General features: G+C 37.1%; 23 protein-coding genes. 1 reads left to right on the plus strand and 22 read right to left on the minus strand.

From position 1 onward, the window contains the following. Positions 1 to 57: 57 nt before the first annotated feature. The 13 genes from ACLJX0_RS08010 to ACLJX0_RS08070 form a co-directional block, all read right to left on the minus strand. Positions 58 to 513 (minus strand): CopD family protein, encoded by a 456-nt coding sequence (locus ACLJX0_RS08010; protein ID WP_410879665.1) that lies wholly within the window; start codon positions 511 to 513, stop codon positions 58 to 60. Between the two features lie 113 nt (positions 514 to 626). Then, positions 627 to 1,340: an iron-sulfur cluster repair di-iron protein gene (gene ric, locus ACLJX0_RS08015; protein WP_410879666.1), complete on the minus strand. Its 714-nt coding sequence runs from the start codon at positions 1,338 to 1,340 to the stop codon at positions 627 to 629. Positions 1,341 to 1,560: 220 nt separating this feature from the next. Next, positions 1,561 to 1,890: a DUF721 domain-containing protein gene (locus tag ACLJX0_RS08020; RefSeq protein WP_410879667.1), complete on the minus strand. Its 330-nt coding sequence runs from the start codon at positions 1,888 to 1,890 to the stop codon at positions 1,561 to 1,563. 2 nt (positions 1,891 to 1,892) lie between these two features. Further along, entirely contained in the window at positions 1,893 to 2,327 is a 435-nt protein-coding gene (locus tag ACLJX0_RS08025; RefSeq protein WP_410879668.1) for a hypothetical protein, read from the minus strand. Positions 2,328 to 2,335: 8 nt separating this feature from the next. Continuing rightward, positions 2,336 to 3,289 (minus strand): signal recognition particle-docking protein FtsY, encoded by a 954-nt coding sequence (ftsY, locus tag ACLJX0_RS08030; protein WP_410879669.1) that lies wholly within the window; start codon positions 3,287 to 3,289, stop codon positions 2,336 to 2,338. Positions 3,290 to 3,424: 135 nt separating this feature from the next. After that, positions 3,425 to 3,577 carry a DUF4295 domain-containing protein gene (locus tag ACLJX0_RS08035; RefSeq protein WP_002990306.1) on the minus strand — a complete coding sequence of 51 codons (153 nt, stop codon included), beginning with the start codon at positions 3,575 to 3,577 and terminating at the stop codon, positions 3,425 to 3,427. A 7-nt stretch (positions 3,578 to 3,584) separates the two neighbouring features. Further along, positions 3,585 to 3,767: a 50S ribosomal protein L33 gene (gene rpmG / locus ACLJX0_RS08040; protein WP_002990305.1), complete on the minus strand. Its 183-nt coding sequence runs from the start codon at positions 3,765 to 3,767 to the stop codon at positions 3,585 to 3,587. 27 nt (positions 3,768 to 3,794) lie between these two features. After that, positions 3,795 to 4,031, minus strand: a complete 237-nt coding sequence (rpmB, locus tag ACLJX0_RS08045; protein WP_002990304.1) for a 50S ribosomal protein L28 — start codon at positions 4,029 to 4,031, stop codon at positions 3,795 to 3,797. An 80-nt stretch (positions 4,032 to 4,111) separates the two neighbouring features. Next, positions 4,112 to 5,356: a competence/damage-inducible protein A gene (locus ACLJX0_RS08050; protein WP_410879670.1), complete on the minus strand. Its 1,245-nt coding sequence runs from the start codon at positions 5,354 to 5,356 to the stop codon at positions 4,112 to 4,114. After that, positions 5,353 to 5,706 carry a hypothetical protein gene (locus ACLJX0_RS08055; protein WP_410879671.1) on the minus strand — a complete coding sequence of 118 codons (354 nt, stop codon included), beginning with the start codon at positions 5,704 to 5,706 and terminating at the stop codon, positions 5,353 to 5,355. The genes ACLJX0_RS08050 and ACLJX0_RS08055 overlap by 4 nt, the downstream gene beginning before the upstream one ends. Before the next feature lie 6 nt (positions 5,707 to 5,712). Beyond that, positions 5,713 to 6,324 carry a fumarylacetoacetate hydrolase family protein gene (locus tag ACLJX0_RS08060; protein ID WP_410879672.1) on the minus strand — a complete coding sequence of 204 codons (612 nt, stop codon included), beginning with the start codon at positions 6,322 to 6,324 and terminating at the stop codon, positions 5,713 to 5,715. Positions 6,325 to 6,335: 11 nt separating this feature from the next. Next, entirely contained in the window at positions 6,336 to 7,109 is a 774-nt protein-coding gene (locus ACLJX0_RS08065) for an exonuclease domain-containing protein (protein WP_410879673.1), read from the minus strand. Positions 7,110 to 7,307: 198 nt separating this feature from the next. Beyond that, positions 7,308 to 8,336 carry a cytochrome-c peroxidase gene (locus tag ACLJX0_RS08070; protein WP_410879674.1) on the minus strand — a complete coding sequence of 343 codons (1,029 nt, stop codon included), beginning with the start codon at positions 8,334 to 8,336 and terminating at the stop codon, positions 7,308 to 7,310. Positions 8,337 to 8,568: 232 nt separating this feature from the next. Here ACLJX0_RS08070 and ACLJX0_RS08075 point away from each other — a divergent pair, with 232 nt between their 5' ends. Further along, on the plus strand, positions 8,569 to 9,015 hold the full coding sequence (locus ACLJX0_RS08075; protein WP_410879675.1) for a hypothetical protein: 447 nt from the start codon (positions 8,569 to 8,571) through the stop codon (positions 9,013 to 9,015). A 129-nt stretch (positions 9,016 to 9,144) separates the two neighbouring features. Here ACLJX0_RS08075 and ACLJX0_RS08080 read toward each other — a convergent pair whose 3' ends face one another. The 9 genes from ACLJX0_RS08080 to ACLJX0_RS08120 all read right to left on the minus strand — a co-directional run bounded on the left by ACLJX0_RS08080 (position 9,145) and on the right by ACLJX0_RS08120 (position 18,836). Further along, positions 9,145 to 9,543, minus strand: coding sequence for a hypothetical protein (locus ACLJX0_RS08080; RefSeq protein ID WP_410879676.1), 399 nt, complete (start codon positions 9,541 to 9,543; stop codon positions 9,145 to 9,147). 535 nt (positions 9,544 to 10,078) lie between these two features. Beyond that, positions 10,079 to 10,774: a sulfite exporter TauE/SafE family protein gene (locus tag ACLJX0_RS08085; protein WP_410879677.1), complete on the minus strand. Its 696-nt coding sequence runs from the start codon at positions 10,772 to 10,774 to the stop codon at positions 10,079 to 10,081. 7 nt (positions 10,775 to 10,781) lie between these two features. Continuing rightward, positions 10,782 to 11,231: a FixH family protein gene (locus ACLJX0_RS08090; RefSeq protein WP_410879678.1), complete on the minus strand. Its 450-nt coding sequence runs from the start codon at positions 11,229 to 11,231 to the stop codon at positions 10,782 to 10,784. Between the two features lie 20 nt (positions 11,232 to 11,251). Beyond that, a complete protein-coding gene (ccoG, locus tag ACLJX0_RS08095; RefSeq protein WP_410879679.1) occupies positions 11,252 to 12,673 on the minus strand; it encodes a cytochrome c oxidase accessory protein CcoG in 1,422 nt (473 codons plus the stop codon). A gap of 100 nt (positions 12,674 to 12,773) precedes the next feature. Further along, complete coding sequence (locus tag ACLJX0_RS08100) at positions 12,774 to 13,751, minus strand: cbb3-type cytochrome c oxidase N-terminal domain-containing protein (protein WP_410879680.1); 978 nt, start codon at positions 13,749 to 13,751, stop codon at positions 12,774 to 12,776. Continuing rightward, positions 13,748 to 13,954, minus strand: coding sequence for a cbb3-type cytochrome oxidase subunit 3 (locus ACLJX0_RS08105; protein WP_410879681.1), 207 nt, complete (start codon positions 13,952 to 13,954; stop codon positions 13,748 to 13,750). The genes ACLJX0_RS08100 and ACLJX0_RS08105 overlap by 4 nt, the downstream gene beginning before the upstream one ends. Before the next feature lie 18 nt (positions 13,955 to 13,972). Continuing rightward, entirely contained in the window at positions 13,973 to 16,156 is a 2,184-nt protein-coding gene (ccoN, locus tag ACLJX0_RS08110) for a cytochrome-c oxidase, cbb3-type subunit I (protein ID WP_410879682.1), read from the minus strand. 6 nt (positions 16,157 to 16,162) lie between these two features. Further along, positions 16,163 to 16,369, minus strand: coding sequence for a cbb3-type cytochrome oxidase assembly protein CcoS (ccoS, locus tag ACLJX0_RS08115; protein WP_158961323.1), 207 nt, complete (start codon positions 16,367 to 16,369; stop codon positions 16,163 to 16,165). An 85-nt stretch (positions 16,370 to 16,454) separates the two neighbouring features. After that, positions 16,455 to 18,836: a heavy metal translocating P-type ATPase gene (locus ACLJX0_RS08120; RefSeq protein ID WP_410879683.1), complete on the minus strand. Its 2,382-nt coding sequence runs from the start codon at positions 18,834 to 18,836 to the stop codon at positions 16,455 to 16,457. Positions 18,837 to 18,902: the final 66 nt, after the last annotated feature.

The raw sequence follows: 18,902 nt of genomic DNA on the forward strand, positions 1-18,902 counted from the left end.
GTCTTAGAAAGGGATATACAATAAACAATATTTTTTAGGATGTACTTTACGTCTATTTCAGTGTATTCCCCCATAGCGTACAAAACTTCCTAAAACGAGCATCAATATACTGATTGCTGTCACAGATAGAATATGAAAAATCATCAAAGGAAGTTTCGAACTATCCTTCTTTAGACGAGGAAGAACATAAAACTGGGCACTTAGCGCGAATAATACAATTGCAATTAAGCAAATTAATTTGAGTGAAATCACACGTTCTATAGGGCTTTGAAAAGTAAACCACATTGTCAATGTTACTTGATATAAATAAGCCATACGCACCCCCGTTACCAACAGTACTCCCAAGGCAGGCATACCCACCCATTCGTACCTTCTTTCAAAATCTAACAGCTTATAGACTGCCTTTTCTCTCCAAACTTGAGGCAATAGAACAACACTCAAGATGATATGTCCCCCAACCCAAATGGCGGCTCCCATTAAATGAAGTAGTACTAAAATATGGATTTCACTCATAATTGACGTTTTACATCTTAACCCTCTTTCTTACAATACGCATTTATTTTCCTTTTTTAAACAAGAAAGTGTCTCCCCTTTTTTAGCGAGACACTAGATTAGTTCTATGTAGATTAGTTCAATTTTTGTTCTAATACGATGGCATTGGGAAACAGAATATTATTTTCTAAGTGAATGTGTTTGTGCAAATCTTCCTCAAATTCTTTTAACATCGCAAAAGTTACTTTATAGGTATTACACGCATCCGCTGGTGGTGTATATTGATTCGATAAAGCTGCAATTTTTCGGAATCGTTCGCCCTCCCCATCATGTTCATGCATCATCATTGCAACAGGATTTTCAACCGTTCCAAAATGAGGAGCTTCTACAGACTGTCCTGTTATTGTTGCGTTCACCATTTTACGTACAAAAGGGAATAATACTAATTCTTCTTTTTTCAAATGTTGACTTAGTTCCTGCGCACACCCATTAAACAATTCATTAATTTCATGCAGTTCTGGATGCCTGTCTCCGTAAACCTTACTTAGCTTATTTAAAAACTGTAAGAGCACTGGAATCTTTTCTTCTACATAGCGATGATGCGTTTTTTCGATGTAATCGGCTAATAAATCTAACGGCCACTGTCTAAAATCAATCGTGTTTTCTGCTTGTTGACTTACTAAACGTTCCAGTTCACCCAGTAAAACTAAGGCATCTATTTCTTTTTTGTCACACACTTCTTCTAAGGTACGACCTCCTTTGCAACAAAAATCAATACCATATTTATTGAATATAGCTGCTGTTCTAAAATCTTCGGCTACGAATGAGCCTATTGTTCTATTTTTCATCACTTTGCTTTTTTTTAAACTATTAGAAGATATATTTGTCTTTTATTTTTGTAAAATGAACCTCCGTTCTACTGTTTGCAATCTATTTAACTATAAACCTCCTCTAGCTATGTTGTTCTACCATACAAATATAGCTATTCTTTTTTAATAAAAGACAAAAAAGTCTTTTATTATACTAAAAAAAGCGACCGCAGTTGTATGCGGTCGTTTTGTATACTAGTTATCGTAGAATAAGATCTGTAATCAATCCTCGTTTAAGTTCCTCATTGAGCATTTTTACAATTTTTTCTTTACCATAGCTCAATTCATCACGCACAATAGAAGACGAAAGCTTAACATAGAGAACCTGCCGTCTAAACGCAATATCCATCGTATAAGAAGCAATACCGGGGCCTAATACGGTTTTCCAAGCCTCGTAAACATCAAACTCATTCAATCCTTGATCTAAGTTGTTTTCCGTTCTAAACAGCTGTAACAAGTCAGATATCCCCTTACTCTCTCTCGTTCGAGGGCTGATTTTATTTCGATTATACGGATTGTTTTTATTCACGATTACTCTTTAATTTGAATGGGATGTGCTCTTTTGTAAAAGTATTTGATTTGATTTTCATTTTCCATCACCATATGCTCTTCGCTTATGGAGATTACACGCTCTTCCCAAGTGGCAAAATCTGTTTTATACTCCAACCAAACCGCCCCTTCTTTTTCTTTCATCGAAAAAGCTTCTGGGCTATCATTGGTAAGAAATTCACCATTGAACTGTGGCACCACTTTAAAGCGAACTCCCGTTTGGTTCCCTTTCCACTCCAAATAATCGATGGTTGAATTAATGGTATAATCTTTTTCAGTTCCGTCAGGTAATTGCGCTTTTTCGATTTCCCAATACCCAGTGATATGTTTTTGTACGGCTTCTACATCTGCTTTGGATTGACAGGCTTGTAGAACCATCACGAGCATTACACTAAACAATACTTGTAACTTACGCATCCTATAGGCTATTTAAAAAACGAATCTACGAATTCGTATTTGTTGAACACTTGTAAATCTTCGATTCCTTCTCCCACACCAATGTAACGCACCGGAATTCTAAATTCATCCGAGATTCCGATTACTACTCCTCCTTTAGCCGTTCCATCCAATTTAGTAACAGCTAATGAAGTAACCTCTGTTGCAGCAGTGAACTGTTTGGCTTGTTCAAAGGCATTTTGACCTGTTGATCCATCGAGTACTAACATTACATCATGAGGCGCATCGGCAATTACTTTTTGCATCACGCGTTTCACTTTCGATAGCTCATTCATCAAATTCACTTTATTGTGTAAACGACCCGCTGTATCAATAATTACAACATCCGCACCTTGAGTTACCGCGGATTGTAGCGTATCAAACGCAACAGACGCAGGATCACTACCCATTTGCTGACGAACAATAGGCACACCAACGCGATCCGCCCATACTTGCAACTGATCAATCGCAGCAGCTCTAAAGGTATCCGCAGCACCTAAAACCACGTTTAACCCTGCTTTTTTAAACTGATAGGCTAATTTCCCAATCGTTGTGGTCTTTCCAGCACCATTTACTCCAACGACCATAATCACATAGGGTTTTTTATCTTTTGGAATTTCAAATTCCGTTGATTCACCTAATGCTGTTTCAGATAGCAATCCTGCGATTTCCTCTCTCAGAATTTGGTTCAACTCTTCCGTTCCAACGTATTTGTCACGTGTAACTCTAGCTTCAATGCGATCAATAATCTTTAATGTCGTATTTACTCCAACATCAGAAGTAACTAAAACCTCTTCTAGATTATCTAAAACATCATCATCCACCTTCGATTTTCCTGCTACTGCTTTGGTTAATTTTGAGAAAAAAGATGTTTTGGATTTCTCTAAACCTTTATCTAAAGTTTCCTTTTTTTCGGAAGAAAATATTCTTTTAAAAAAACTCATAACGTTCCTATTAGTTTGTACAAATATAAAGAATAAAAGTATATCATCTTATAGTGGGTGCTATAACAAAACCATATAAAAATGAAAAAAGCTACCTGAATCAGGCAGCTTTTTTTCAAGATATTTAATGGTAAATTACTTTTTACTCAAGAATTCATCTACAAAATCAGGAGCCATAACAGACTCAACAAATGTGTAAGCACCTGTCTTTGGAGATCTAACCATTTTAATTGCTTTAGTCAACTTCTTAGAAGATGTTCTTAAAGTAGCTACGGTTTTCTTTGCCATGACTTAATTATTTAATTTCTTTATGAATTGTTACTTTTTTCATGATAGGGTTGAATTTTTTAATTTCCAATCTATCAGGTGTGTTTTTCTTGTTCTTAGTTGTGATGTATCTTGAAGTACCTGGTAAACCAGATGCTTTATGTTCAGTACACTCTAAGATTACTTGGATTCTATTACCTTTCTTTGCCATCGTTTTCCTTGTTTTTTATGGTGCGAATTATTTTACTAATCCTTTTACTCTTGCTTCTTTCAAAACAGCAGTAATCCCTTTCTTATTAATTGTTTTCAATGCAGTGGTAGACAATTTTAATGTTACCCATCTGTCTTCTTCAGCAATGTAAAAACGTTTTTTAATTAAGTTTACAGAAAACTTTCTTTTAGTTTTATTCATCGCGTGAGAGACGTTGTTTCCAACCATCGCTCTCTTTCCGGTAATTTCACAAACTCTTGACATTATATCTAATCTTTTATTTCAATATTCAAAATCAGGGTGCAAAGTAAAGAAAAAGAATTTTATTAAACAAAATCTTTCGACTATTTTTTTAATATTTCGTTATAAACCAACTCTAAAGCCCTACTAATTGTACGTTCGATGACTTGTTCCCTTGGTTGTCCTAATTCACACTTTACTGCAAAGGTGCCGTGTTTCGAGGCAATCCCTACATAAACAGTACCAACTGCTGCCTCAGAATCTCCTTTGGTAGGCCCTGCATTTCCTGTTGTCGACACAGCAATATCCGCTTTAAATTTATGGTGGGCTTGTTCAGCCATTTCACAAGCAACTTGCTCGCTCACTACGCTATATTGCTCAATGGTCTCTTTGCTAACCCCTAGCAGGTCAATCTTCGATTGAGTTGCATACGTAACCACTCCTCCTTTAAAAAAAGCAGAAGCGCCTTCTTTTTCACTAAACAACACGGCTAAGCGTCCCCCTGTACAACTTTCTGCACAAGCCAGGGTTTGCCCAGCTGTTTTCAATTGTTCAATCACCACATCCGACCGACTCAAATCACTATAAGCACGGATGTGTTCTTTGACCTCTGCTGGAATTCGCTCAATATAAGTCGCTAAATTCGCTTCGATTTCTTTCTTATTTTCTCCCGAGGATGACAAACGCAAACGCACCCTACCTCGACTTGGCAAATAGGCCAATTGAATGGACTCAGGCAAAGTATCCTCCCAATCGCTCAAGTATTCTGCTAAAAGGCTTTCTCCAATTCCATACACTACAATCGTTTGGTGTACATTAAATCGCAACGTAAATTGTTCTTTAAGTACGGGTGTTAGCTCTTTTTCCACAATCCCCTTCATTTCAAAAGGAACCCCAGGCAGAGACACATACTGTGTGTTGCCTTTTTTCATCATCATTCCAGGAGCAGTCCCCAAGGCATTAAACAATACCGTAGCTTTTGAGGGCACTAAGGCTTGTCTTCGGTTAATATCAGAAATTGGGCGCTTAAAATGGCCTTCTATGAACTGCTTGACATGATTAAAGACAGTTGCATCTTCAACTAAAACATCGTCAAAGAAATCGCAAAAAACCTGTTTGGTCAAATCGTCTTTAGTGGGGCCTAACCCTCCTGTTAAAATCACCAAATCTACGCGACTCAACTGTCGGTCCATTGCCTCTCTTATGGCACTTTCTCCGTCGGAAATCGACATCATCTCCGTCACTTCAAATCCCAATTTATCCAGATAATCCGCTAAATAATGGGAATTGGTATCGGCGATTTGTCCAATTAGAATCTCATCGCCTATAGTTAGGATACTTGCTTTCATTGTACAACGATATGATAGTCTTTGGTAATTTCTTTCACTGCCGATCGAAGGTGTTTTCGCAGTAATTTATAGACCTCTTTAATTTCTTTAACCTTTCCTTTTTGCTCGATCCATGCTTGTATTGTTGCCAATTCTTCCACCGCTTGATCCATCCCCAAAGCCTCGACTAAAGGTTGAAGTGTAGTTATGTGTTTCTGAAGTTTCTCATAGTTCTTGGCATTGATGTGTTTTTTCATCTTATCCAATCGCTTTGTCATTTGTTGTACATAATACACCAATTCTTCTACTACGCGTTCTTCCTGGTTATTATGCTTAGCATATAACGATCGCACATCATAAAAAAGAGCCATAGTCCGTTATTTTACTATTAAATCAAATACTTTCTCTTCTCCAAAAAATCCTGTTAAAAGATCTCCGGGATTCACTTTCCCAACACCCGCAGGTGTACCCGTAAAGATCAAATCACCTGTTTTTAGTGTAAAATACTTGGAAATTTCCGCAATTAATTCGTCCACTTTCCAAATCATTTGAGCCGTTGTCGCTTGTTGTACCACACTGCCATTTTGCATTAAGGAAAATGAAATTTCTTCCATCGACGCAACTGTCGTTTTAGGCAAAAAATCACCGACAAAAGCGGAATTATCAAAAGCTTTCGCTTTTTCCCAAGGTAGCCCTTTTTCTTTCAATTTACTTTGCAAGTCACGCGCAGTAAAATCAATCCCTATTGAGAGTTGATCGTAGTACTTATGAGCAAATTTTGGTTCAATATACTTCCCTACTTTATTGATTTTCACCACTACTTCCGCCTCGTAATGAATATCTTGAGAAAAATCTGGAATAACAAATGGAAATTCCTTGCTCAACAAAGCTGTGTCTGGTTTGATAAACAACACGGGAGCCTCAGGTCGTTCATTATTTAACTCAGCGATATGATCGACATAATTTCTTCCTACACAGATAATTTTCATTTTGTTTTCTTTTAAAGTTTGTTGTTGAGTTTTCTCAATTTAATGGCAGTCAACACCTTTTTGGTGTACAAGGGAAAATCTGCATTTTGAATCCATCCATAGTATCCAGGTTCATTTTCCAGCACCACATCCACCAAGACTCCTTTGTGTTTCCCAAAGGTAAAGACCTCTTGACCTTCTTCATTTAAGGCAATAAAACCTGCAAAATCAACGCTTTTCTTTCTCGTTGTAAATTCAGACAACAAACGCATATCATTTTCTAGGTCTTCATAGCGGTCTAGCTGTGCTTTGAGTATTTCGTACGTCGCATGCGTATCTGCTGCAGCTGAATGTGCATTTTCTAAACTTTGATTACAGTAGAATTTATAGGCTGCACTTAGGGTACGCTCTTCTTTTTTGTGAAAGATGGTTTGAATATCCACCGTCACGCGGTTTCCCAAGTCAAAATCAACTCCTGCACGCAACAATTCTTCTGCTAGTAAAGGGATATCAAATCGGTCCGAATTAAATCCAGCCAAATCAGCATCCTTTATCATTTGATATACCAAGGGAGCTAATTCTTTAAATGTAGGCTCATTGGCTACCTTTTCATCCGTAATACCGTGAATTTTAGTAGACGCTTCAGGAATTGGTCGTTCTGGATTGACCAACCAGGTTTTGCTTTCTTTGTTTCCGTTAGGAAAAACTTTTAAGACTGCTATTTCCACGATTCTATCTCTTGCAACATCCACACCTGTTGTTTCTAAATCAAAAAAACAAATCGGTCTATGTAATTTCAACTCCATATCTCTTAGTTTATATCCCTACAAATATAAGAAATGTAAAAGCTTAGCCAATACAAATCCCTGGGTTTAGTTTCAATTCGCCTTTACGAAGCAGGTCTAACCCGCACAAATAGAGAACTTCATCACAAAAAAACAAAAGCTGTTCAACCATAGAACAGCCTTTGCAACCAACTTTTACTAAACACTACTCGTGCATTACTATTGAAAGGGGGACTTTTTCACTTCGTCTGGAATATCGCCGGATAAGCTTCCTAAAAACACGGTAATATCATCTATTTGTTCTTGGCTTAATGTGATATTCGTTTGTAAACTAGCCATAATTCGAACCGCTTCTTTGAGATCTTTGACTGAACCATCGTGAAAATACGGTCCTGTATGGGCTATATTTCGCAATCCTGGTACTTTAAAAAAGTAGTTTTCCGCTTCTTTTTTACTTAGATCTGCTAACCCTTTATCGACTTTATCCGATTTAGTTTCTCTCCAATAATCACCATAGAGTCCGAATTTTTGAAACATTTGTCCTCCTAAGGCTACGCCGCTGTGGCAAGTAGTACACCCTACGGTCATAAAGGCCTCAAGTCCTCGTTGTTCTTGTTCAGTTAATACTGCGCGATCTCCTTCTAAATACGCATCGAATCGACTCGCAGGCATGAGGGTGCGTTCAAAAGCTCCGATAGCATTGGTGATGTTTTTAAACGTAATCGGCTGTTTGTCTGTTTGATAAACAGCTGCAAACATTTCTTTATACAGCTCTACCTGGCGCAATCGCACTTCTAATTCTTTTTCATCTTTGATGTTGTGTTCGACAGGATTCAGAATTGGCCCTCCAGCCTGCTCTTCCACATCCTTGGCTCGACCATCCCAAAACTGCATGCTGTGCAAGGCAGCGTGAAAAACCGTTGGCGAATTACGTCCTCCTAAGGAACCGTCATCTCCAGGAGAAAAAGCAAGATTATCTACCCCATAAGTATTCAGGTTGTGACAAGAATTACAACTGATATTTCCTTCTTTCGACAAACGCGTATCAAAATACAGGTACTTCCCTAAGGCTACTTTCGCCGAGTCTAAAGCAGGAAGCTCTACGGACGAAATAGGTTGAAAAAAGGTTTGTGCCTGCGTTAGCAATTCCGAATTTCCCTTCTGTACAAATTCAAACGCTTTGGATTTATCTTTTTTACACCCAATAAACATTAATAAAACAGCAAATAAAATAACTTTTTTACTCATAATTCACACTACTTTAATTTGTAGTATTAAATTACACCTTCTTTTTTTCATAAAGCCTGATATATATCATTATGCTAAAAAAGAAGTTTATGCATATTCAGCAAGCATTTCGCTTCAAAACCCTTTACTTTCTAACAAAAAATGAATCAAAAACAAATTTTATGTAAATAATATTTTGTTTTATTGAATTATTATTCTATTTTGGTCTTATTGAATTACACCAATTAACCTTATGAAAAAACTATTTCTTCTTACCGTACTTGCTTTGACACCTCTTGTACAGAGCTGTCAAACAACTGAAACGATAGTTTCTTCACCTTACACATTAGATAAAAATAAAACCAAAGTTTTTGCAGCAAAAACCTTTATGTTCAAAAACTATTACTTTACCTATAAAGATGGTAAAGCTACTTTAGTTTATCAACAAGACACGAAGTTAAATGGGGTACAACCTCCTATTTTCCTAACTTTAGAGGAAGATCAAAACTCAAAAAGACAACAATTATTTGTAGATTCATCGGGACAAATTACCGTAAGAGTCATCAACAAAACTAAAGTAAAGCTTCGTTTAGACAAAGTTACCTACACACTCTATACGGCTAACTACTTAGACGAACTACACGCTGACACTGAAAAAATCATGGCTGATGTAGCCATTTGGCGCCAAGATAATTACTAGGCATTTTCGTGAAATACGCGAGGTTTATGAATCATCTCCTGCCTTTTTTGAACCACCAACTTAATGCCAAAAAAAAAGTTCTTGTAGTTAAACAAGAACCTTTTTTATTTGTTACAATTAATTACATTATTAATCCAAATATTCTTTACGATGATGATCCGCATAATTTACTACTTCATCATAATTGTCGTGTTCATACTCTTCTTCTCCTGAATCGAAAAGCACGACATTCAATCGTTTAAACAACAAACCTAACATTTGCTTTTGCCCTTCTGCATCAAGATCAAATTGCATTTTCACTAAATGATCTTTAAACGGAGTACTTTTTTCCTTGTCCACACAAAGCATGGTCAATTCAAAATTTTGAATTCCTTGTAGCGATACGCCGACAACTCTAAAACGCTCCTGATCTACACCGAAGTACTCCCCAATACTACTGATGTAATTACCTTTGTTAACTGCAATCATATCTGATATGTCTGCAGCTACAGTACCTTTAAAATCGTTATACTGTACTTTTGCTTTCATAAACAACAAATTTTATATTTTTTTCTTACGTGAATTTATGAATTATTACCTAATCTAAAAAACAACATCTAACTTTTACTAATCCTCCAAATATCCCGCCCCCTACACACCTTTTAATCATTTATTTTATTAAATATCAAATAAAAAATTAATTTAATAAAGAACAACATAGCTTAAAATCAAAACATTAACAGCAAAAACCATAATAAAACAAATAAATAATTCAAAATTTTATGATAATCAACTATAAACACGAAATTATGAACATATAGTATTCATTTTTTGCCATTCAAAAAGGTTTTTTTAGGGTAAAACAGGGGAATTTTTGATTTAATCAGCAGTATTTACTTTGAATTACTTCCTTTAATCGTTCCCAATAAAAAAAAGGAAAGCCATGGCTTTCCTTTTTTTTGACTTTTTCTATAGCAATCCAACAACAGTTCCTACTCTTTTTCATAGCAAATAAAGTTGTATTTGCTGCTGTTGTACTCTTAAGACAGGTACTGATGACAAAAGTCACATAATTAAGTTTTATTTAACACATTGCTTCTCCGCGGACAAACAGATTTAACGTATCTGGGGATAGGAAAGGGATATTTAACCCTAGGCCTCTAATGATAAATAACATTCCAATTACCACAATAACAACAGGATAGTATTTCATAATTCCTCTTCTAAATGAATCGGAGAATAAATTTTTAAAATAAATGACCAGACTCATCAAGGGGATCGTACCTAGTCCAAACAAAGCCATATAGGCCATCCCTAGCAATACATCTTGCGTAGCCAAGGCACCAAATAAAGCGACATAAACCATTCCGCAAGGTAAGAAACCATTAAAGAAACCGATTAAGAACAAGGCTTTGGGTGACTTTTTTTTAAATTGTTTTCCCAAAGACGCTTTTATCCAGTTGACAAATCGATACAGCGGTTTCATCAGATTAAAATTACCGATTCGATTGGCAGGAATAAGCGCCAAAACAATCATAATAATACCCACAACGATGGATAACTGTTGCTGAAACCCTGCTAAAAACAAGCCTTTACCAAATAAGCCAAAAACAACCCCTAATAAAGAATAGGCAGCTATTCTCCCTATATGATAGGTGAACATCTGCCTAATTTTTACTGCTTGATTATGCTGGCTAATGGGCAACATCAGGGCGATAGGTCCACACATACCAATACAATGCAGACTGCTGACTAAGCCAAAAATGAGTGCCGAAATCAAAGCTTCCTTATTTTATCGTTAATTTTTTTACGTTGCGATACGATACATCCTTATAGTTCCATTCCACCACAATATCCCAACGACCGTCTACCAGATTTGTGTTAGGTATGAGCAAATTGGAAGAAGACAATGATATGAGAGTATCAAAGTCTAATTGCTGGTTAGACGGTCTGTATAGGAATATTTTTCCATGTATGTCATTATAGTCAAAACTTTCAGGAAATGTAATTTTAATTCCTTCAGATGTACTATATATTGTAACTTGTTCTTTTAGTTTCAGTGCTTCCATTTCTCTCTCACGACGTGAATCCACCTCAACCTCTTGCTGGTAATAATTTTCTGTTACCAGTTGATTGTCATATTTCGCATCAATTTGTACACGAATGACATATTGTAAAATGAAAATCATAAATAAGCCAATAGCTATTACAATTCCCGTACCAAAATTAAACTTCATACCTAACTGTTTTTTAATTTTTAATTCAATAAGCGCGGGCCTAAAAAGTTGGTTTTCGTCGTTTGAATAAGACGATCGCCGTCATACACTTCAATGGTTACTTTTGTACTGTATCCATCGAGGTCTTTTTGTGGAATCTCGATAAACAATACCCCTTCGCTATAATCTTCTTTTTTCACTTCGATGACGTCTTTACCGACTAATTTCACTGCTGCACTTTGTGGATTTTTCACCTTAAAAGTCAAGTGATCATAATCTTTCATCGTTTTGTTCATAATCTTAAACGTATACACATTGGAGATATTCGCTCCTTTGTGTTCAAACGTTTTACCCGCTACACGTAGTACCCTTGCTTCTACGTCTGTTCTCAGGAATAGGAGCCCGATGAGTACAGCCACTAAAACAGATAACACAACAGTGTATCCTCTTTGACGCGGCGTAAAAGAATACGGTTTATTCTCTACAATTTCCTCCTCTGAAGCATAGCGGATTAACCCTTTAGGTAAACCTGCTTTTTCCATGACGAAATCACATTCATCAATACAAGCGGTACAGTTCACACATTCCAGCTGCGTTCCATTTCGGATGTCAATTCCCGTTGGACATACATTCACACATTGCTTACAGTCAATACAGTCTCCAATTCCTTCTGCTTCTCTATCTACGCCTTTTTTGAACTTTCCTCTTCCATTTGTTCGTTCACCACGTACGTGATCATAGGCTACAATAATCGATTTATTATCGAGTAAAACTCCTTGCAAACGTCCATATGGACAAGCAATCACACATACTTGTTCTCTAAACCAGGTAAAAACGAAATAGAACGCTCCTGTAAAGATAATTAGTCCAATAAAGTTCCCCATATGGGCAAATGGTCCATCTTCTACCATCAGCAGTACTGCGTCACTTCCGATTATATAAGATAAGAACACGTTAGCGATAATAAACGAGATGAGGAAGAAAATAACCCACTTCAAAAGTCTTTTTCGTATTTTTTCTGAATTCCAAGGTTGTTTATCTAATCTCATTTGCGCTCCTCTATCCCCGTCGATCCAGTATTCGATACGCCTGAAAACCATTTCCATAAAAATAGTCTGCGGACATATCCAACCACAGAAGATACGACCAAAAGAAACCGTAAATAAGGTTACAAAAACAACACCGATAATCATTGAAATTACGACTAGATAGAAGTCTTGTGGCCAAAAGGGAAAACCAAAGATATTGAACTTGCGATCAATCACATTAAACAGCAACAATTGGTTTCCGTTGATTTTAATAAAAGGTGCAGCTATCAAGAAAGCCAGTAATAAATAGCTGACGATTTTTCTTTTGTTGTAAAATGGCCCGGATGGTTTTTTCGGATAAATCCACGCCCTTTTTCCATCTTTGTCAATGGTACTTATCGAGTCTCTAAAACTCTCATTATTTCCATTTTCCATAGCCTTATGTGTTTTTTATAAAAAGGAGTTGAGCATGTAAAATACTCACTCAACTCCTTTTTTATGTGTTTATTAGTTTTTTTTGTTTTAGGTCAAGTCGTTACTCTTGACTTACGTCTGCTACCTCAGCAGTAGAAGCTTCTTCTGTTGGTGCGGCCTCTTCCGTTGCTTCAGTTTCTGCTGCTCCTTCTAATTCTGCTTTTGACCAAATGATATCTCCTTCTGCCTCTTTCGGACTTGCTGGAGTGGTACCATTTAATGAGATAATATAAGAAGCTACTTTTTCAATTTCCGATGGTTTTAATGTTTTTTTCCAATCCACCATTCCTTTTCCAGGTCTTCCCCCTTCTGAAATTGTATGGAAAATATTTTTCATTCCACCACCTAAAATCCAATGATCATCCGTTAAGTTTGGCCCGATTCCTCCACCACCGTCTGCTTGGTGACAAGCTACACAGTTCATGTCGAAAATCTTCTTACCAGCAGCTAACGAGCTTTCATCACTTAAGTATTGTGCTTCATCTGCAGAAATTAAGTCTGCAGCAGTTTTTCTATACTCTTCAATTTGTTCTTTGGCTAATGCCACTGACTTTTCGTATTCTACAATTTGGTTGTCGCCTCCAAATACGTGGAATCTCAATAAGTAAACAACAGAGAATATTACAGTGATGTAGAATAAGCCCACCCACCAAGGTGGCAATTCATTATCTAACTCTTTAATTCCGTCATAGTCATGATCCATTAACAACTCACCTTCATCACTTACAGATGTAGTACGCGTCATTTTTTGCATCAATTTTTTCACCCATGGACGATCTGCAAACGAAAGGTTGTCTTCTTTTTCTTTCGCCGCAATTTCTTCTGGTGTCATCAAGCGTCTCAGTACTCTGTTTGTTGCAGAAGCTACTATTTCTACTGCGATTAAAGCGAATAAAAACAAGCCCAACAAAATAAGCACCGCAGGATGATCAACAAAAGCAGGTCTTTGTGCTGTTCCGCCTGCTACCCATTCTACTAGTACATAAAATAGCAAGAATAGTAATGGAACTCTTACATATACTGGAAAATACTTTTTCATAATTTTTCTGAATTAGGATCAACATTCTGCTTTTCATCATCTAGAAACGGCATATTGCTCAATTCTTCAATTGTTTCTTTTTTATAGGTAAATACCCATACAAACAAGCCTACAAAAAAGGTAAAGAATATTAGTAGGGATATAATTGGATAAATCTCAATCCCTCCTATTGTTTCCATTGTATGTTTAATAAATTTCAACATAATGCTTTCTCTTTTTTATTATTCCTCAACTCTATTTTTGATGTCTGTCCCTAAACGTTGTAAGTAAGCAACCATAGCAACAATCTCACGTTCGCTCATTGGAACGAACTCCTGTCCATTTTCTTTCGCCGCTTTTTCGCTTGCTAAATATGAATCTTTATAATCCGGATCTGTTTGGAAATTTAAAGCAATTTGTTCCCCTTGTTCCTTCATGGACTGTCTTGCATTGGCAATATCTTCATCTGTATAAGGAACCCCTAGCGTTCTCATGACACGCATTTTCTTTTCAATGTGTGAGAAATCCGCTTGTTTATTATCGAACAACCATTTGTATCCTGGCATAATAGACCCTGGAGAAGTTGATTGTGGATTATACATATGGTTGAAATGCCAGATATCTGAATATTTCTGTCCCACACGCATTACATCTGGTCCTGTTCGTTTAGAACCCCATAAGAACGGGTGGTCATATACATACTCTCCTGATTTAGAATACTCTCCGTAACGTTCCACTTCAGAACGGAAAGGACGAATCATTTGCGAGTGACAGCCCACACATCCTTCACGGATATATAAGTCACGTCCCTCTAACTCCAATGGCGTATACGGTTTCACACTTGCGATAGTTGGAATATTGGATTTTACGAAGATTGTAGGTACAATCTGTACAATACCACCAATTAAGATTGCTACTGTTGTAAGAATTGTAAATTGGATAGGTCTTCTTTCCAACCAAGTATGCCAAGCTTCTCCTTTTAAACGAGAAGCAGAGATTCTTTTTAATTCTGGTGCTTCTGCTAGCTCATCTTCTACTGGTTTACCAACACGTACGGTTTTGTATACCAAGTAAATCAATACAAATAATCCAATTAAGTAGAACGAACCACCAATAGCACGCATCACGTACATCGGCATAATCGCTGTTACTGTTTCAAGGAAGTTCCCGTATTTTAGCGTTCCAGATGGATCGAAGTCTTTCCACATTAAGTGTTGAGAGAATCCAGCTACATATAAAGGAATAGTATACAAAATAATACCTAAGGTTCCAATCCAGAAGTGGAAGTTTGCTAAGGCTCTAGAGTACAATTCCGTTTTTGTCATTCTTGGGATTAACCAGTACACCATACCGAAGGTCATGAAACCATTCCAAGCTAAAGCTCCAACGTGTACGTGAGCTACGATCCAGTCCGTATAGTGGGCAATTGCGTTTACGTTTTTCAGGGACAACATAGGCCCTTCAAACGTAGCCATTCCGTATCCAGTGATCCCTACTACGAAGAATTTCAACACAGGATCTACTCTTACTTTATCCCAAACTCCACGTAGGGTTAATAGTCCATTAATCATACCTCCCCAAGATGGAGCAATCAACATCACAGAGAATACTACCCCTAAGTTTTGTGCCCATTCTGGTAAAGCTGAATACAACAAGTGGTGCGGTCCAGCCCAGATATATAAGAAAATTAATGACCAGAAGTGAATAATAGAAAGACGATATGAATACACCGGTCTATTTGCCGCTTTTGGCAAGAAGTAATACATCAACCCTAAGAATGGTGTGGTCAAGAAGAAGGCCACGGCATTATGTCCGTACCACCATTGCACCAGGGCATCTTGAACCCCTGCATATACAGAGTATGATTTCAATCCATGAACTGGTAATTCCAACGAGTTAAAAATGTGTAATACGGCTACGGTTACAAAAGTAGCTAAGTAGAACCAGATTGCTACATAGATATGACGCTCTCTACGATTAATGATTGTCATAATCATGTTGATTCCGAAGGTTACCCATATCACCGCAATCGCGATATCAATTGGCCATTCTAACTCTGCGTACTCTTTTGACGTAGTAAAACCTAAAGGCAAGGTAATTGCTGCAGCAGCAATAATGGCTTGCCAACCAAAAAAGTGAATGTTACTTAAAACATCACTGTACATTCTTGACTTACACAAACGCTGTAAAGAATAGTAAATACCGGCAAAGATTGCATTTCCAACGAAAGCAAAAATAACTGCATTCGTATGTAGCGGACGTAGTCTTCCATAACTTAACCAAGGGATTCCATCCGTTAAGTTAGGAAATATAAACATCACCGCTAATAGTAATCCTACAAGCATACCAATAGCCCCGAAAAAAATCGAAGCGTAAAGGAATTTCTTTACAATTTTGTTGTCATAATAAAATTGTTGCACTTCCATAGTTGTTTATATTTGATTTTCTTTTTGATTAATTTTTTTGTCTTTTTTCCCTTCTTTGGGTTCCGTTTTCTTCAGCTCATCATCGAACAACATGCGTACAGAAGGCGTATAAGCATCGTCAAACTGACCACTCTTTACGGATCGAATGAAAATGTAGAGAAAAATCCCTGCCACGAAAACACTGATGCTAATTAAGAAATATATAACACTCATACCTTATTATTATTAAAACAAAGTTAACAATATATTTTACCTAAAAATATGATAAATATCACCAAAAACCTAATAATTAGTTTTTTTATTTTATCCTTTTTCCATAATAATTTGTCAATATAGTAACGAAGCTAATAATTGTAAACGTACTGATTGGCATCAAGATAGCAGCTAGCAAAGGCGACATCAAATTCATAATCGAAACTGTAATTCCAATTACATTATACGTCAAAGCAAGTATATAGCTGAGTTTGATTATCTTAACAGATTTTTTAGAAAACTGCAAGTACCCTAAAAGCTGATCAAAAACACTCGCATCTAAGATGGCATCACTCGCTGGCGTAAAAACATTGACGTTTTCCGATACCGATACCCCCACATTACTTTGTGCCAAAGCTCCGGCATCATTCAGACCATCGCCAATCATCATCACATTCCCTCCTTTATCTTGTAAACGTTTGACATAGGCCAATTTTTCCTCGGGTTTTTGATTAAATGCCAAGGCTGTTTCTTTTGGTAGGACGGACTGCAAGTAGGCTTTTTCTCCTTCATTATCTCCAGAGAGAATGCTCAACTTATACTGGTGTTTGCTCAACGCCTGAAACAAGTTTTCCAATCCTGGACGATAGTGATTTTCAAAGACAAACTTCCCATAATACTGCTCATCAATTGCAATGTGCACTGTAGTTTCATTTAGACGTTCTGTTCCCGCTGCCCCTACTAAAGCTGCAGCACCAATTCTATAGACGTGATCATCAATGGTACCTACAATTCCCTTCCCTGCTATTTCATCAAACTGCGTGGGTTTACTTACAACTTTCGTCTGTAAAAAGGCGTATAATTTTCGACTTAATGGATGATTCGAAGCGCGTACAATATTTTTAATAGCCCCTTGTTGCTCTTTAGTAAGCTCCGTTCCTTCGTATTGAATGGTCGATTGCGCATTGGTTGTAATAGTTCCCGTTTTATCAAAAACTAACGTATCTACTTTGGCCATCTGCTCCACCACAGTCACGTTTTTCAAGAAGAATTTCTTGCGCCCTAAGATGCGAATAGCATTTCCTAAAGTAAAAGGAGCCGTTAAGGCTAATGCACAAGGACAGGCAACAATCAAAATTGCGGTAACTACATTAAATGCACTGTTGACATCAACGAAAACCCATCCTAAAAAAGCTAAGGTTGCAATGGTTAACAGGGCAGGCGTAAAATAATGACTGACTGTATCTGTGATGGTCTTATACTTGATGTTTACACGTTTTTGAAACACCTCATTGCTCCACAATTGAGTTAAATAACTTTGAGACACTTTATTAATTGCCTCTACCTCCACCGCTTCTCCCATTTGCTTTCCACCAGCAAAGAGCTTATCTCCCGATTTCTTCTCTACAGGAATAGCCTCTCCTGTCACAAAACTATAGTCGATAAACGCGCGTTCCGATAGAAGAATAGCATCCACAGGCAGTAATTCTTGATTGCGAACTAACAAGCGATCCCCTGCTTCTACTTCGTACACTTGAATCGGTTCTTCCACTCCTTCTTTTGTCAATTTCGTAATGGCAATGGGAAAATACGATTTGTAGTCGCGTTCGAAAGACAAGAAATTATAGGTGCGTTGTTGAAACAATTTTCCCAACAACATAAAGAAGACCAACATGGTCATACTGTCAAAAAAACCAGGACCTAAATCAAAAACAATATCCACAGTACTTCGGATGAACATGACGATTATCCCCAGAGACATGGGAATATCAATGGTATAATTCTTGGTTTTAATGCCTGTCCAGGCTGCTTTATGATAGGGTGATGCAGAATAGAAAAAAACGGGTAAGGACAAGAATAAAATCAACCAACGGAAAAAACTCTTGTATTGCTCCATCCAAACGTCGTCAATATTAAAATACTCTGGAAAAGACAGCATCATGACATTTCCGTAGCAGAAAAAGGCCACGCCAATTTTATAAATCAAGCTACGATCGATGCTCTGGGGCTTTTCTTCGTAATTTTTTAAGCTGATATACGGTTCATACCCAATACGACACAACAAGACAACAATTTCTTTTAAGTCAACTTCTGCCGTATTATAGGTAATGGTTGCTTTTTTTTCTGGGAAGTTAACCAAAACGCGGTATACTCCTGCGTTTAACTTGTGTAGATTTTCGAGAATCCAAATACACGAACTACAGTGAATATGCGGTATATACAAGGAAACGATTGCTGTGGTTCCCTCATTAAACTCCAATAATTTTTCTACAATGGTGGGATTACTGAGAAAATCATACTTGCCATTTACCTCTTCGGGCGTTGCCCCAGGGGTTGCTTCCAAATCATAATAGCAGGTTAAATCGTTTTCATTAAATATTTCGTAGACAGTTTTACAACCGTTACAACAAAACATTTTCTCATCGTAGTCTATACGATTAAAGGCAGTAACACTGTTACCACAATGAAAACACGCTTTTTTATCCATAAAATTTGCTCATTTACCTTATACAAAGGTCTTAGTTAATTCTCCTAAAAATTATGACATTTATCA

This window comes from Myroides sp. DW712 (assembly GCF_046557355.1).
Lineage (GTDB): Bacteria > Bacteroidota > Bacteroidia > Flavobacteriales > Flavobacteriaceae > Flavobacterium.

Coding starts and splice junctions, on each gene's coding strand:
- ACLJX0_RS08010 (WP_410879665.1), bottom strand. CDS start 513: ATGAGTGAAATCCATATTTTAGTACTACTTCATTTAATGGGAGCCGCC.
- ric (WP_410879666.1), bottom strand. CDS start 1,340: ATGAAAAATAGAACAATAGGCTCATTCGTAGCCGAAGATTTTAGAACA.
- ACLJX0_RS08025 (WP_410879668.1), bottom strand. CDS start 2,327: ATGCGTAAGTTACAAGTATTGTTTAGTGTAATGCTCGTGATGGTTCTA.
- ftsY (WP_410879669.1), bottom strand. CDS start 3,289: ATGAGTTTTTTTAAAAGAATATTTTCTTCCGAAAAAAAGGAAACTTTA.
- ACLJX0_RS08035 (WP_002990306.1), bottom strand. CDS start 3,577: ATGGCAAAGAAAACCGTAGCTACTTTAAGAACATCTTCTAAGAAGTTG.
- rpmG (WP_002990305.1), bottom strand. CDS start 3,767: ATGGCAAAGAAAGGTAATAGAATCCAAGTAATCTTAGAGTGTACTGAA.
- rpmB (WP_002990304.1), bottom strand. CDS start 4,031: ATGTCAAGAGTTTGTGAAATTACCGGAAAGAGAGCGATGGTTGGAAAC.
- ACLJX0_RS08050 (WP_410879670.1), bottom strand. CDS start 5,356: ATGAAAGCAAGTATCCTAACTATAGGCGATGAGATTCTAATTGGACAA.
- ACLJX0_RS08055 (WP_410879671.1), bottom strand. CDS start 5,706: ATGGCTCTTTTTTATGATGTGCGATCGTTATATGCTAAGCATAATAAC.
- ACLJX0_RS08060 (WP_410879672.1), bottom strand. CDS start 6,324: ATGAAAATTATCTGTGTAGGAAGAAATTATGTCGATCATATCGCTGAG.
- ACLJX0_RS08065 (WP_410879673.1), bottom strand. CDS start 7,109: ATGGAGTTGAAATTACATAGACCGATTTGTTTTTTTGATTTAGAAACA.
- ACLJX0_RS08070 (WP_410879674.1), bottom strand. CDS start 8,336: ATGAGTAAAAAAGTTATTTTATTTGCTGTTTTATTAATGTTTATTGGG.
- ACLJX0_RS08075 (WP_410879675.1), top strand. CDS start 8,569: ATGAAAAAACTATTTCTTCTTACCGTACTTGCTTTGACACCTCTTGTA.
- ACLJX0_RS08080 (WP_410879676.1), bottom strand. CDS start 9,543: ATGAAAGCAAAAGTACAGTATAACGATTTTAAAGGTACTGTAGCTGCA.
- ACLJX0_RS08090 (WP_410879678.1), bottom strand. CDS start 11,231: ATGAAGTTTAATTTTGGTACGGGAATTGTAATAGCTATTGGCTTATTT.
- ccoG (WP_410879679.1), bottom strand. CDS start 12,673: ATGGAAAATGGAAATAATGAGAGTTTTAGAGACTCGATAAGTACCATT.
- ACLJX0_RS08100 (WP_410879680.1), bottom strand. CDS start 13,751: ATGAAAAAGTATTTTCCAGTATATGTAAGAGTTCCATTACTATTCTTG.
- ACLJX0_RS08105 (WP_410879681.1), bottom strand. CDS start 13,954: ATGTTGAAATTTATTAAACATACAATGGAAACAATAGGAGGGATTGAG.
- ccoN (WP_410879682.1), bottom strand. CDS start 16,156: ATGGAAGTGCAACAATTTTATTATGACAACAAAATTGTAAAGAAATTC.
- ccoS (WP_158961323.1), bottom strand. CDS start 16,369: ATGAGTGTTATATATTTCTTAATTAGCATCAGTGTTTTCGTGGCAGGG.
- ACLJX0_RS08120 (WP_410879683.1), bottom strand. CDS start 18,836: ATGGATAAAAAAGCGTGTTTTCATTGTGGTAACAGTGTTACTGCCTTT.